Origin of the sequence: Micromonospora sp. LOL_014, from assembly GCF_048060245.1 — a bacterium.
Classification (GTDB): Bacteria; Actinomycetota; Actinomycetes; order Mycobacteriales; family Micromonosporaceae; genus Micromonospora_E.
Map to the genome: position 1 here is coordinate 62,629 of NZ_JBHMIP010000019.1, position 12,401 is coordinate 75,029.

Genomic DNA, 12,401 nt, shown 5'->3' on the forward strand with positions numbered 1-12,401 from the left:
GGGCGGCGGTTGCCGGTACGAGCCTAGAGCGCCGCTGGTCGGCCGGCTGGGCGGGCACCGGGGCACCCCGCTCTTCGGCGACCTCTGAATGTTCTTCGATTATCCGTGCAATCCTGGACGCGGAGCGATGTCGCCGATCGGACCGGTGCCGTCGTGCTGGGGGATGGACTGGGAGGCAACCGTGACCGACGGCGGAAACTGGCGCCAGGCCGACGGGATCACACCGCCGGGGCACCAGCCGCCGGCCGGCGGGTGGGCCGGGCTGCACGGCCCCGCACCGGCTCCGCCGTACCCACCGGTGGCCGGTCCGCCGCCCTACCCGTCGTCGTACGGTCCTTCGGTACCGGTGCACCGACCGCCGGCCGGTTCGCCGTCGTACGGCCCCTCTGCGCCGCCGTCGCCGTGGTGGTCGGACGCGCTGCGGGATCCCTGGCGTGATCCGTACGCGCCGGCTGCAGTGGTGGTCGACGTCCCGCCGGGTGCTGCCGGCACCGGCGATGGTCCGGAACCGGTCGTCGAACCGAAGCCGGCGGTACGCCGTGGGTTCATGCCGTACGTGGTCGTGTCGGTGATCGCCGCACTGCTCGCCGGAAGCCTCGGCGGTGCCCTGGGGTTCGCCTTTGCGGTCCGGGGCGGCGTGGCCGGTGCCGGGACCGTGCTCGGCGGCGCGCCGGCCGATCCGCCCGGGGCGGCGCAGCGGCCGGCCGACTCGCTGGCCGGGGTGGCCCAACGGGTCCTGCCGAGCGTGGTGACCGTGCAGGTGAGCGGGCCGGGTGGGCAGAGCGTCGGCTCCGGCTTCGTCGCCACCGCCGACGGCTATGTGATCACCAACGACCACGTGGTCGGGGTGGGGGCCGAGGAGGCGATGGTGCTGTTCAACGACGGCTCGACCGCGCGAGCCTCGATCGTCGGCCAGGAGCCGGAATCGGACGTGGCGGTGATCAAGGTCGACCGGACCGGGCTGACGCCGGTCGAGTTCGGCGACTCCGAGGCGATCGCGGTCGGCGATCCGGTGCTTGCCTTCGGCTCGCCGCTCGCGTTGACCAACACGGTCACCTCGGGGATCGTCAGCGCTCTCGACCGCACCATCCAGGCCGGTGAGCCCGGCGGCCAGGTGCGTTACTACGCGGCGATCCAGACCGATGCGGCGGTGAACCAGGGCAACTCGGGCGGTCCGCTGGTGGACGCCGCCGGCCGGGTGATCGGTGTCAACTCGGTTATCAAGTCGCTGGCCGCCGACGAGGAGACGGCCGGCAACATCGGTCTCGCCTTTGCCATCCCGATCAACCACGCGAAGCGGATCACCCAGGAGATCATCGACACCGGCACGGCCCGGCGGACGATCTTCGGTGCTCAGGTGACCGACGCTGCCCGTACCCCCGGTGCCGGTGTCCGGCTCAGTGAGGTGGTCGACGGCGGGCCGGCGGACGTCGCCGGCCTGCGGGCCGGCGACGTGGTGCTGCGGATCGACGGTCGGCCTCTGGACCAGGCGACCGACCTGATCGCGTTGGTGCGCAAGTACGCCCCCGGGGCGGTCGTGACGGTCGACTACCGCCGGGGCAGCGAGGCCAGGTCGGCCTCGGTGACCCTGGCCGCCGACGCCAAGTAACACCCGGTCGGCCCTCCCGGACCGGCTGCTGACGTGCGTACCCTTGCCTTCGACGGCGGCACAGGGAGGCCCGGCGCATGTTCGACAACCTGAACTGGTGGGAGATCGGTCTGCTCCTGCTGCTCGCTTTGTTGATCTTCGGTGACCGGTTACCGCAGGTCATCTCCGACGGCCTGCGGATGCTGCGCAATCTGCGCAACATGGCCCGCAACGCGACCTCCGACCTCGGCCGCGAACTGGGCACCGACATCCAGCTCGAGGATCTGCACCCCAAGGCGTTCATCCGCAAGCACCTGCTCAGCGAGGAGGACGAGGCCGCGCTGCGCAAGCCGTTGCAGGGCGTCTACGACGACCTGCGTTCCGACGTCAGCGGGGTCCGCGACGAGCTGCGTGAGGTCGCCGACGCGGCCGATCTGAAGTCCGCCGCGAAGCCGACGACGGTGACCGGTGGCGCCAGCAGGTCAGCTGTCCCGACCGGCCCGGCCGCCGAGACCAGCCCGGCCGCCGTCCCGCCCAAGCCGTTGGACGCCGACGCCACCTGACGGTTATCAGCCGGACGCCACCTGACGGTCAGCCGGCGGACGGTCGCAGGCCCAAGGGCTTGCCCAGCAGCGACTCGCGGCGGACCGCGAGCCGGTCGGCGACCGCGTCGAGCGCCCGGGCCGCCGGGGCCGGGGGATCGGCCAGCACGATCGGGGTGCCGCGGTCACCGGTCTCCCGTACCCGGGTGTCCAGCGGAATCTGGCCGAGCAGCGGCACCTGGGCGCCGACGGTGCGGGTCAGCGACTCGGCGACAGTGCCGCCGCCGCCGCTGCCGAAAATCTCCATCCGCTCTCCGGTGGGCAGCTCCAGCCAGGACATGTTCTCGACCACGCCGACCAGCCGCTGGTGGGTTTGCAGAGCGATGGCGCCGGCCCGTTCGGCCACCTCAGCGGCGGCCGCCTGCGGCGTGGTCACCACCAGGATCTCGGCGTTGGGCAGCAGCTGGGCCAGGGAGATCGCCACGTCCCCGGTGCCCGGCGGCAGGTCCAGCAGCAGCACGTCCAGGTCGCCCCAGTAAACGTCGGCGAGGAACTGCTGCAGCGCCCGGTGCAGCATCGGCCCACGCCAGACCACCGCCGCGTTGCCGGCGGTGAACATGCCGATCGAGATGACCTTCACGCCGTGCGACTGCGGCGGCATGATCATTTCCTCGACCCGGGTCGGCCGTCCCTCCGCACCGAGCATCCGGGGCACCGAATGTCCGTAGATGTCGGCGTCGATCACCCCGACCGACAGCCCGCGCGCGGCGAGCGCGGCCGCCAAATTCACCGTCACGCTGGACTTGCCGACCCCACCCTTGCCGCTGGCCACCGCGTACACCCGGGTGCGGGACCCGGGCTGGGCGAACGGGATGACCGGTTCGGCGCCGGCGGAACCGCCGCGCAGCTGCTCCTGCAGCGACTTGCGCTGCTCCGGGCTCATCACCCCGAAGTCGACGTCCACCCCGGTGACGCCGGGCACCCGGGTCACCGCCTCGGTGATGTCGGTGCGAAGTTTGTCCTTCAACGGGCAGCCGGCGACCGTCAGCAACAGCTCGACCCGTACCCGGCCGGCGGCGTCGACCGTCGCGGAGCGCACCATGCCGAGCTCGGTGATGGGGCGGCGGATCTCCGGGTCGTTGACCGTGGCCAGGGCGGCGTTGATGGCATCGTTGACGGTGCTGGTCGGTGCGGACATGCTCGCCATGCTACGTCGCGTGTGCAGGTCACCGCCGATCACTGTCCGGGCGGCCGCGGTCCCTTCGACGGCAGGTCCGGTCGGCTGTCCGGCAGGTCCGGTCGGCTGTCCGGCGGCTGAGGCCCCTCCACCGGGCGGCGGTCCAGCCGGTGCCGGCGGTACGCCTGCTCGTCGAGCTCCTCGGCCAGCCGGCTCAGCTCCGACCGCAGGAAGTCCCGGGTGGCCACCTCACCGACCGCCACCCGCAGCGACGCGATCTCCCGGGCCAGGTACTCGGTGTCCGCCTTCTGCATCGCGGCCCGCCGCCGGTCCTCGTCCAGGGAGAGCCGGTCCCGGTCCGCCTGCCGGTTCTGCGCGAGCAGGATCAGCGGCGCCGCGTACGACGCCTGCACCGACAGCAACAGGGTCAGGAACGTGAAGGTGTACGGGTCGAAGCGCAGACTCGCCGGGGCGAGGGTGTTCCAGGCGATCCAGCCGACCACCGCCACGGTCATGTAGACGAGGAACCGGGCGGTACCCATGAACCGGGCGATCGCCTCGGCCCACTGTCCGAACGCCTCCGGGTCGTAGCGGGGCAGCGAGATCCGTCCCGGTTCGCGGGGCTGGTCCAGCCGGCCGGTGCTCCGGCGCAGGTCAGCCATGCCCGTCCCCACCCTCCAGCGGTGTGTCCCGGTCCCGCCAGTCCGGCGGCAGCGAGTGGTCCAGCACGTCGTCCACGGTCACCGCGCCGACCAGCCGGTTCGCCGGATCGACCACCGGCATCGCGACCAGGTCGTAGGTGGCCATCCGGCGGGTGATCTCCAACAGCGGAGTCTCCGGCTGCAACGGGTCGATACCGCTGTCCACCACTCCGCCGAGCAGCTCCGCCGGCGGCTCCCGCAGCAGCCGCTGGAAGTGCACCACACCCAGGTACTTACCGGTCGGGGTGGCCATCGGCGCCCGCGCGACGAAGACCTGGGCGGCGATCGCCGGCGGCAGCTGCGGCTCCCGGATCCGGGCCAGCGCCTCGGCGACCGTGGCGTCCGGGGTCAGGATGACCGGCTCGGAGGTCATCACGCTACCGGCGGTTCCCGCCTGGTACTGCAGCAGCTGGCGTACCGAGTCAGCTTCGTCCGGCTCCATCAGGTCCAGCAGCACGTCCTGCTCCGGTGGCGGCAACTCGGCCAACAGATCCGCCGCGTCGTCCGGGTCCATCTCCTCCAGCACGTCGGCGGCGCGTTCCCGGTCCAGGGCGGTCAGGATCGACACCTGGTCGTGTTCGGGCAGCTCCTCCAGCACGTCGGCGAGCCGTTCGTCGTCCAGCGCCGCGGCGATCTCCTGCCGTCGGCTGTCCGGCAGATCCTGCAGAGCGTTCGCCAGGTCCGCCGCGCGCATCTGGTCGAGTACGGAGAGCAGCCCGGCCGTGCCCTGGGTGTCCGGCAGCCCGATCAGCCCGCGCACCCGGTGCCAGTCGAGCTGGTGCAGGTGACCGCGTCGGGTCAGCCGTCCGGTGATCTCCCGGACCGCGACCCGGGTCAACGACCACTCGCCGACCCGGTTCGCCTCCATGGCGACGTCCACCACCGAACCGGGCTGGTCCTCGGGATCGAACCGGACCCGCCGGTCCAGCAGGTCCTCCAGCACCAGCAACTCGTTCGGCCGTTTCTCGAACCGCCGCAGGTTCAAAGTGCCGGTGCTGAGCAGCACCGACTCCGGGTCGATCGCGGTCACCCGGCCCATCGGAAGGAAGATCCGCCGACGCATCGGCATTTCCGCTACCAGTCCGACCACCTGAGGTGGCCGGTTGGTGGTTCGCAGCCGTACCACCGCGTCCCGGACCCGCCCGACCTGGTCGCCGTTGGGGTCGAAGACGGCGAGCCCGGCAAGCCGGGCGACGTACACCCTGGTCGCCGTAGTCACGGCCACAGCGTACGGGCCGTAGGGTTTGTTCCATGTCCAGCCTCGGGTACGAGATCGTCGACGTCTTCACCGACCGGCCGTTCACCGGGAATCCGCTCGCCGTGGTGTTCGGTGCCGATGCGCTGGCCGTCGACCAGATGCAGTCGATCGCGCGGGAGTTCAACCTGTCCGAGACGGTGTTCGTCCTACCGCCCGGCACCCCGGACGCCAGCTACCGGGTGAGGATCTTCACACCGGAGAAGGAACTACCGTTCGCCGGGCATCCGAGCATCGGTGCGGCGGTCACCGCCGGCCGGCGAGGTCTGGTGAAAGCCGGGATGGTGACCCAGCAGTGCGGCGCCGGGTTGCTACCGGTCGAGCTGACCGAGCACGGGTACGCCACACTGCGCGGCGGCGAGCCGACTCTCGGGACACCGGTCGACCCGGCCCCGCTGCTGGCTGCGGTCGGCCTGACCGCGCAGGACCACGCCGGTCCGGCACCCCGCCGGGCCGGCTCCGGTCTGGAGTTCGACTACCTGTGCGTACGTCCCGATGCTCTGGCCCGGGCCAGGCTGGACGCGGCGGCTGCGGCCCGGGGCGGCGTCGGGATGGTCAGCGTGCTCACCTGGACGATGGCCGGCTCCCCGGCGGGGGAGCCGGAGCGGTCGACGGCGCACTGCCGGGTCTTCTGCCCGGGAGCCGGGGTGACCGAGGACCCGGCTACCGGGTCCGCCGCCCTCGGCCTCGGCGTCTGGGCAGTGGGCAGCGGTCTGCTGCCGGCCAACGGTCAGTCACGGTATCTCGTCCGGCAGGGGGCCGAGCTGGGCCGCCCATCGATGTTGGACTGTACGGTGACCGCGCTGGGCGGCCGGGCGCGGAGCGCGACCGTCGCCGGTCAGGTGGTGCCGATAGCCAGCGGGCAGATCGCCGTACCGCCGTTTGTCGGCTGACCGTCGACCCGGCGCGGGCCGCCCGGTTGTCCGGATCGCGGCCTGGCGTGCTTCAGCGTCGGCGGACCCGGTGCAGGCGGAACGGACGACGGGTCGGCCGGGTGACCGTGCTGGGGCGGGGCGGCGCGGCGAGCGATCCGTCCGGCAGTGACGCACCGGCCGCCACCGGCGGACCGGCCGGGGCCAGGCGGTACAGCTGGCACTCGTCGGCCCACCGCCGCACCAGGTCGGCCGGGTTGCCCGGGGCGTTCAGCCGCTTGGCGGCCACCTGGGCCGCGATCGACTCCCAGCCGGGGTCGGCCGGCTCGATCAAGGTCACCTCAGCGGGCCAGGACACGATCCGGCCGCCGTGATCGCCCCGCAGCGTCACCGTCGCCGGTACGCCGGCCGCCAGCCCGGCGGCGGACTGCTCGCCGGTACCGGTCACCACGTGCAACGAGCCGTCGGCCGGCACGCACCACAGGGCGCGGGCGGGCGCGCCGTCGACCGAGACCCACGCGACCGCGGCCTTCTTACCGGCTTCGTCAACCAGTGGGGCGGGCCCGCCGGTTTCTGCTGGGTCGGTCATGTCGACCATCCTGCCGTAGTCCCGGCGCGGTGTCGCGCCGGAGCCGGTCCGCAAGGTGACGCGGTGGCCGGTCGACGCGGTCCCGGTGCATGGACCCGGTCGGTGGTCTGTGAGGATCAGACCCCGTGTCCTCCGGTGCCCACCCCTCCGGTCCGGGCGGCCGGGGTGAGCTGCTCGCCACCGGTGCCACCGCGATCGCCGTACTCGCCGTGTCCACCTCGGCGCCGCTGATCGCCTTCGCCGCCGCGCCCGCCCTCGCCGTCGCCTTCTGGCGCAACGTGCTGGCCACCGGTGCGGTCGCGCCCTTCGTACTGGCCCGGCGCAGGCCCGAGTTGCGGGTGCTGGCCCGACCGGGCGGCCGTAGCCAGGCCGGCTGGAGCGCGTTGGCCGGTGTCGCGCTCGCCGCGCACTTCGGTACCTGGATGCCGAGCGCACAGCTCACCTCGGTGGCGACCGCAACCGCGCTGGTCGCCACCCAGCCGGTCTGGCAGGGCCTGATCGCCCTGGCTCAGGGCCGGCGACTGCCACTGATCACCTGGGGCGGGATCGGTCTCGCGGTGCTCGGCGCGGTGCTCGCCACCGGGGCCGACGTCGGGTTCGACGCGCAGGCGGTCCTCGGTGACCTGCTGGCCCTGGCCGGGGCGGTCTTCGCCGCCTGCTACACCGCGCTCGGCGAGCAGGCCCGGCAGACGATCAGCACCACCACGTACACCACGATCTGTTACGGGGTCTGCGCCGGCGTGCTGCTCGTGGTCTGCCTGGCTGGCGGGATCCAACTGACCGGGTTCCCCGGCTCGGCCTGGTTGGCGGTCCTCGGCCTGGTGGTCGGTGCCCAACTGCTCGGCCATTCGATGTTCAGCTACGCCCTGCACAAGATCCCCGCGACCACCGTCAGTGTGCTCATCCTGCTGGAGGTGCCCGGTGCCGCGCTGATCGCCTGGCTGTGGTTGGGCCAGGTGCCCCGTACCGCCGTGTTGCCCGGGCTCGGGCTGTTGCTGGTCGGTGTCGCGGTGGTCGTTCTCGGTGGGACCCGCAGCCGCACGCCGCCGCCGCTGCCGCCGGAGGCCGGTCCACCGGCCTGACCCGGACCTCGCCCGCGCACCGCCCTGCCCGACGGCGCGGCCGTCTGACCGGGCGGTGCGCCGATGGACCGCTGTCTGACCGGATCGCTGCCCGACGGCGCGGCCGCCAAGCTCAGAAGCCGGCCGTGGTGCTGTTGAGCATGGTGATGATGAATCCGAAGTAGACCACCATGAACAGTGCCATCAGCACCCCGAAGCCGACCCCGCACCAGCCGATGATCACGCCGGCCTGGGCGAGCCCGTCGCCCTGCTGGCCGGTCCGGCGAATCTCGTCGCGGGCCCGGCGCCCGAGGTAGACCGCGACCCCACCGAGTAGCGGGCAGCTGAACAGGCTGACCAGCGACACGATGAACGACGCGAGTGCCATGCTGTTCGTCGGTTGCGGCGCGGCGTAGCCGTACGGGTACCCGCCGTACTGGTATCCGCCGGCCGGATTGCCCGGTGGCGGGTACTGGCCCGGCGGCGGTAGCTCGCCGAGTGGCGGTTGTCCGCTGGCCGGTGCCGGCCCGGCGCCGGCCGACGGGGACTGCGGTGATGGCGGGCGGATCTGGCCGCCGGCGTCTGGCTCCTTCACCCGGATCTCCTTCTGTGGGCCCGGCTGCTGCTAGCTCTGGCTGATGCTGGCTGCGATCGCGATCGTGACGAGAACCGCCCCGGCCAGCCCGAGACCGAAGGCGATCCAGCCGGTGATCACCCCGGCCAGTGCCATCCCGTCGCCCTGCTCCGGACGACCCTGTTCGGTTGCGGTGCGGATCTGATGCCGGGCGGAGTGCCCGAGCAACGCGCCGACGATGCCGATCAATCCGGGCACCAGGTAGCCGCACAGTCCGACGATGCCGAGGACGCCGAGGACCAGCGCGGCGATCGCCCGGCCGTTCATCGGCATCGGGGCGGGCGGCGGATACGGGTAGCCCGGCGCGGCGTACCCGGCTGGCGGGTAGCCGGGCGCCGGGTAGCCGGCCGGCGACTGGCCGGGTACGCCGTACCCGGCCAGCTGCTGGCCGGGCGCCGGGTAGCCGGCCGGCGGCTGGTGGCTCGGCCAGGACGGATCGCTCCAGTTGCCCGGCTGCTGGGGTTGGCTCATCGGCGGTGGTCTCTCTGCGGGAGGGTTCGCCCGATCAGAGTAGTCGGTACTGGCGAACTGCTCACGGGCAGCGTCGTTGCCCGCGACGGCACCAGCAGGCAGGATCAGCCCATGGTTTCTGACGTACGAGCCGTGGTCGGCAGCGCTGGACAGGACGCCGGCCCAAACCAGTCCCCGGTCGCTACCCCGCGCCCCGGACCGGATCAGCGGTCAACCGCCGTCCCGTCCAGTCCGGACCGGGACGGAACCGATACGGACCGGACGGCTCCGGACCGGGCGGCCGGGCCGGCACCCGAGCTCGGCACGTTTCGTCTGGACGGCCGGGTCGCACTGGTGACCGGTGCCGGCAGCTCGGACGGGATCGGCTACGCCACGGCCCGAAGGCTCGGCGAGCTCGGTGCCCGGGTGGCGATCGTCTCCACCACGCGGCGGATCCACGAGCGGGCGGCGGAGCTCAGCGCGACCGGGTTCGTCGCGGACCTGACCGACGAGGCCGAGGTCGGCGCGTTGGCGGACGCAGTGTCCGAACAGTTGGGCGACGTGGAGGTACTGGTCAACAACGCAGGACTGGCCAGTCGGGCCAGCCCGGAGGTGCTGCGGCCGGTGGCCCAGCTCACCTTCGAGGAGTGGCGGGCGGAGATCGACCGCAACCTCACCACCGCGTTCCTGTGCAGCCGGGCCTTCATCGGTGGGATGTCGGAGCGTGGCTGGGGCCGGATCGTCAACCTGGCAGCCACCGCCGGGCCGGTCAACGCACTGCCCACCGAGGCGGGGTACGCGGCCGCGAAGGCCGGCGTGGTCGGGCTCACCCGGGCGCTGGCGATGGAGATGGTGGCCGACGGCGTGACCGTCAACGCGGTCGCACCGGGCACGATCTACACGGCCGCGTCGACGGTCACCGAGCTCAAGCAGGGCATGGGTACGCCGATCGGCCGTCCCGGCGCCCCAGACGAGGTGGCCGCCGCCATCGCCTTCTTCTGCTCGCCGGCCGCCTCCTACATCACCGGCCAGATGCTCGTCGTCGACGGTGGCAACAGCGTTCGGGAGGCCGAGTACCGCTGATCGGGTCAGCCGGCCCGGGTGAGGTTACCGAGGGCCCGTTCGACGGCCGTGCACCGGTCCTCGACGTAGTCGATGCCGGCCGCGGCGGCGATGTCGCGGGCGACCGGCGAGGCGATCCCGCTCTGCAGCCACACGGCGGGGGCACCGATTCGCACCGCGGCACGCACCACCTCGACGGCCTCCGGTACCGGCCGGAAGACGTTGACCAGATCGACCGGTACATCGAGGTCGGCCAGGATCTGCTGCGGAGTCCTCACCCGTCGAGCCTAGTTCCCGGTGGCACCGCCCGCCTCGTCGAGCCGCCGGGCGGCACCCGGGCCCGTGGGGGACAGGCCGTGCCGGCGAGCGGCCATCCGCACCCGGCCCACGACCTCCCGCTGGTACGCCTGCGGCAGGTAGGACCCGGAGCGGAACAACGCACGGTAACGCGGGACGAGATCGGGGCGGGTCCGGCCGAGCCAGGCGGCGTACCACTCGCGGGCGCCGGGGCGCAGATGCAGCGGCAGTGGGGTGACGCTGACCGCGCCGGCCCGGGCGATCGCGCCGACGGTGGCCTCGATCGACTCCGCGTCGTCGGTCAGCCCGGGCAGGATCGGCGCCATCAGCACCCCGACGTCGAAGCCGGCGTCGGTCAACGCGCGGACCGTGTCGAGTCGTCGGGACGGGCTCGGCGCGCCGGGCTCGACCGCCCGCCACAGGGGCTCGTCGACGAACCCGACCGACATGGCCAGGCTGACCCGGGTGACCTGGGCGGCCCGGCGCAGCAGCGGCAGATCCCGCAGGATCAACGTGCCCTTGGTGAGGATGGAGAACGGATTGGCGGCGGCACTCAGGGCGTCGATGATCCCGGGCATCAGCCGGTAGCGTCCCTCGGCGCGTTGGTAGCAGTCGACGTTGGTGCCCATCGCGATCGGCCCGCCCGACCAACTGGGCGCGGCCAGCTCCCGGCGGAGCAGCGCCGCGGCGTTGACCTTCACGACGATCTTCGTGTCGAAGTCGAGGCCGGCGTCGAGGTCCAGGTAGGTGTGGGTGTTGCGGGCGAAGCAGTATGTGCAGGCGTGGCCGCAGCCGCGGTACGGGTTGACCGTCCACTCGAACGGCACGCGGCCGGAGCCGCGTACCCGGTTGATGATTGACCGGGCGTGAATCTCGTAAAAGGTCATCCCGGCGAAGCCGGGCGTGTCGAAGGTGCGCTGCGCGGCCTCGGGCAGCGCCAGCGGCAGGGGCGGGGCCGCCGGCGCTGCCCCGGAAGGGACCTGCTGGTCGGGGGGTGCCGACAAGGGGTCCCAACGCATGGCCACCATTCGAACATGCGTACGAAGATGGAGCAAGTCGGCGCGCCGGTCAGATCACACCCGTCCGGGGCGGCCCGGCGCTGTCCCGGCGGACGAGCTCGGCGCCGATCTCCTCGATGAGCGGTGGGCGGGCCCCGCCCGGCGACTGCAGCGCCAGCGTCATCGCCCGGGCGCCCATCTCGGCCAGCGGCAGCCGTACGGTGGTCAGCGTCGGCGTCACGTCCCGGGCGACCGGCATGTCGTCGAAGCCGACCACGCTGAACTGGTCGGGTACGACGATGCCGCGGGAGCGCAGCAACGCCAGTACGCCGATCGCCATCGAGTCATTCAGCGCCGCGATCGCGGTCAATCCGGGCTCGGCGTCCAGCAGGCTGGCCGCGGTCGCGGCGCCACTGGCCCGGTCGAAGTCGGCGTACGCCACCCGCCGCGCCGGCAGCTTCTGGCCGTGCTCGCGGGCGGCCCGACGCAGCCCGGCGAGCCGGTCGGTGGTGGTGGTCAGTACCTTCGGCCCGGCGACCACCCCGAAGTCGGTGTGCCCGAGGGAGTAGAGCTCGGCACCGAGCAGGTAGCCGCCCATCTCGTTGTCCGGCACCACGGCGTCGCCGGCGTGCTCGTGCCGACCAATCACCGCCACCCGTCCGCCGGTGCGCTCGTACACCCGCAGCTTGCTGGCGAGCGTCGCGGTGAACGTCTCGTCGTGGTAGCCGGATCCGGCGAGGACGATCGCCGCCACTTGATGGGCGCGGAGCAGCTCGACGTACTGCAGCTCCTTGTCCGGATCCCGGTAGCTGTTGCAGATGATCACCAGCCGGCCGTGTTCGGTCGCCACCCGCTGCAGGCCGCGGGTGATCTCCGCGAAGTACGGGTCGGACACGTCGTGCACGATGACGCCGATGGCGCTGCGGTGCGACCGGGCCAGCGACTGCGCGTGGGCATTTGGGACGTACTGCAGCTCCTCGACCGCGGCCAGCACCCGCTCGCGCAGCGCTTCGGTGACCGGTTTGCTGCTGCCGTTGATGATCCGCGAGGCGGTGGCCGGGGACACGCCGGCGCGTCTCGCAACATCGGCCAGTGTGGCCACGACCCGCTCCTTTCCCGGGCTCCCGTAGCCGAGTGGGAGCCGGCCAGGCCGGATGCTCGCGGCATTGCGCGCG

Annotated in this window: 13 protein-coding genes and 1 pseudogene; 5 read left to right on the forward strand and 9 right to left on the reverse strand. The window is 72.6% G+C overall.

Annotated elements, in window-relative coordinates; genetic code table 11:
* Positions 1-181 precede the first annotated feature (181 nt).
* Together ACFHW1_RS17755 and ACFHW1_RS17760 are read left to right on the forward strand one after the other, a co-directional pair.
* Positions 182-1,609: a S1C family serine protease gene (locus ACFHW1_RS17755; RefSeq protein WP_416615727.1), complete on the forward strand. Its 1,428-nt coding sequence runs from the start codon at positions 182-184 to the stop codon at positions 1,607-1,609.
* Positions 1,610-1,686: 77 nt separating this feature from the next.
* On the forward strand, positions 1,687-2,151 hold the full coding sequence (locus ACFHW1_RS17760; RefSeq protein WP_416556228.1) for a preprotein translocase subunit TatB: 465 nt from the start codon (positions 1,687-1,689) through the stop codon (positions 2,149-2,151).
* A 28-nt stretch (positions 2,152-2,179) separates the two neighbouring features.
* Here ACFHW1_RS17760 and ACFHW1_RS17765 read toward each other — a convergent pair whose 3' ends face one another.
* From ACFHW1_RS17765 to ACFHW1_RS17775, 3 genes are read right to left on the reverse strand one after another with little or no spacing between them, the layout of a single operon-like run.
* Complete coding sequence (locus tag ACFHW1_RS17765) at positions 2,180-3,328, reverse strand: P-loop NTPase (RefSeq protein ID WP_416556227.1); 1,149 nt, start codon at positions 3,326-3,328, stop codon at positions 2,180-2,182.
* A gap of 38 nt (positions 3,329-3,366) precedes the next feature.
* Positions 3,367-3,969 carry a DUF1003 domain-containing protein gene (locus tag ACFHW1_RS17770; protein ID WP_416556226.1) on the reverse strand — a complete coding sequence of 201 codons (603 nt, stop codon included), beginning with the start codon at positions 3,967-3,969 and terminating at the stop codon, positions 3,367-3,369.
* Entirely contained in the window at positions 3,962-5,227 is a 1,266-nt protein-coding gene (locus ACFHW1_RS17775) for a magnesium transporter MgtE N-terminal domain-containing protein (protein WP_278171595.1), read from the reverse strand. The genes ACFHW1_RS17770 and ACFHW1_RS17775 overlap by 8 nt, the downstream gene beginning before the upstream one ends.
* A gap of 32 nt (positions 5,228-5,259) precedes the next feature.
* Between ACFHW1_RS17775 and ACFHW1_RS17780 the strand changes: the two genes are divergently transcribed.
* Positions 5,260-6,156, forward strand: coding sequence for a PhzF family phenazine biosynthesis protein (locus ACFHW1_RS17780; protein ID WP_416556225.1), 897 nt, complete (start codon positions 5,260-5,262; stop codon positions 6,154-6,156).
* Positions 6,157-6,208: 52 nt separating this feature from the next.
* On the opposite strand, the gene ACFHW1_RS17785 is transcribed toward ACFHW1_RS17780, so the two are convergent.
* A complete protein-coding gene (locus tag ACFHW1_RS17785; protein WP_416556224.1) occupies positions 6,209-6,724 on the reverse strand; it encodes a hypothetical protein in 516 nt (171 codons plus the stop codon).
* 125 nt (positions 6,725-6,849) lie between these two features.
* Here ACFHW1_RS17785 and ACFHW1_RS17790 point away from each other — a divergent pair, with 125 nt between their 5' ends.
* Entirely contained in the window at positions 6,850-7,806 is a 957-nt protein-coding gene (locus ACFHW1_RS17790) for a DMT family transporter (protein WP_416556223.1), read from the forward strand.
* Between the two features lie 112 nt (positions 7,807-7,918).
* Here ACFHW1_RS17790 and ACFHW1_RS17795 read toward each other — a convergent pair whose 3' ends face one another.
* Complete coding sequence (locus ACFHW1_RS17795; RefSeq protein ID WP_416556222.1) at positions 7,919-8,380, reverse strand: DUF4190 domain-containing protein; 462 nt, start codon at positions 8,378-8,380, stop codon at positions 7,919-7,921.
* Positions 8,381-8,410: 30 nt separating this feature from the next.
* Positions 8,411-8,890: a DUF4190 domain-containing protein gene (locus ACFHW1_RS17800; protein WP_416556221.1), complete on the reverse strand. Its 480-nt coding sequence runs from the start codon at positions 8,888-8,890 to the stop codon at positions 8,411-8,413.
* A 111-nt stretch (positions 8,891-9,001) separates the two neighbouring features.
* Between ACFHW1_RS17800 and ACFHW1_RS17805 the strand changes: the two genes are divergently transcribed.
* Positions 9,002-9,952, forward strand: a complete 951-nt coding sequence (locus tag ACFHW1_RS17805; RefSeq protein WP_416568431.1) for an SDR family NAD(P)-dependent oxidoreductase — start codon at positions 9,002-9,004, stop codon at positions 9,950-9,952.
* Between the two features lie 5 nt (positions 9,953-9,957).
* Here the strand turns inward: ACFHW1_RS17805 and ACFHW1_RS17810 are convergent.
* From ACFHW1_RS17810 to ACFHW1_RS17820, 3 genes and pseudogenes are all read right to left on the reverse strand, one after another.
* Positions 9,958-10,188, reverse strand: a pseudogene (locus ACFHW1_RS17810) (CoA-binding protein); the annotation flags it as partial.
* A 30-nt stretch (positions 10,189-10,218) separates the two neighbouring features.
* On the reverse strand, positions 10,219-11,247 hold the full coding sequence (locus tag ACFHW1_RS17815; protein WP_416556219.1) for an Rv2578c family radical SAM protein: 1,029 nt from the start codon (positions 11,245-11,247) through the stop codon (positions 10,219-10,221).
* A 49-nt stretch (positions 11,248-11,296) separates the two neighbouring features.
* Entirely contained in the window at positions 11,297-12,328 is a 1,032-nt protein-coding gene (locus tag ACFHW1_RS17820) for a LacI family DNA-binding transcriptional regulator (RefSeq protein ID WP_416556218.1), read from the reverse strand.
* Between the last annotated feature and the right edge of the window lie 73 nt (positions 12,329-12,401).

Bases quoted from the DNA above. Each gene is read 5' to 3' on its own strand.
- ACFHW1_RS17760 (WP_416556228.1), top strand. From the start codon at position 1,687: ATGTTCGACAACCTGAACTGGTGGGAGATCGGTCTGCTCCTGCTGCTC.
- ACFHW1_RS17765 (WP_416556227.1), bottom strand. From the start codon at position 3,328: ATGTCCGCACCGACCAGCACCGTCAACGATGCCATCAACGCCGCCCTG.
- ACFHW1_RS17770 (WP_416556226.1), bottom strand. From the start codon at position 3,969: ATGGCTGACCTGCGCCGGAGCACCGGCCGGCTGGACCAGCCCCGCGAA.
- ACFHW1_RS17780 (WP_416556225.1), top strand. From the start codon at position 5,260: ATGTCCAGCCTCGGGTACGAGATCGTCGACGTCTTCACCGACCGGCCG.
- ACFHW1_RS17785 (WP_416556224.1), bottom strand. From the start codon at position 6,724: ATGACCGACCCAGCAGAAACCGGCGGGCCCGCCCCACTGGTTGACGAA.
- ACFHW1_RS17800 (WP_416556221.1), bottom strand. From the start codon at position 8,890: ATGAGCCAACCCCAGCAGCCGGGCAACTGGAGCGATCCGTCCTGGCCG.
- ACFHW1_RS17805 (WP_416568431.1), top strand. From the start codon at position 9,002: ATGGTTTCTGACGTACGAGCCGTGGTCGGCAGCGCTGGACAGGACGCC.
- ACFHW1_RS17815 (WP_416556219.1), bottom strand. From the start codon at position 11,247: ATGCGTTGGGACCCCTTGTCGGCACCCCCCGACCAGCAGGTCCCTTCC.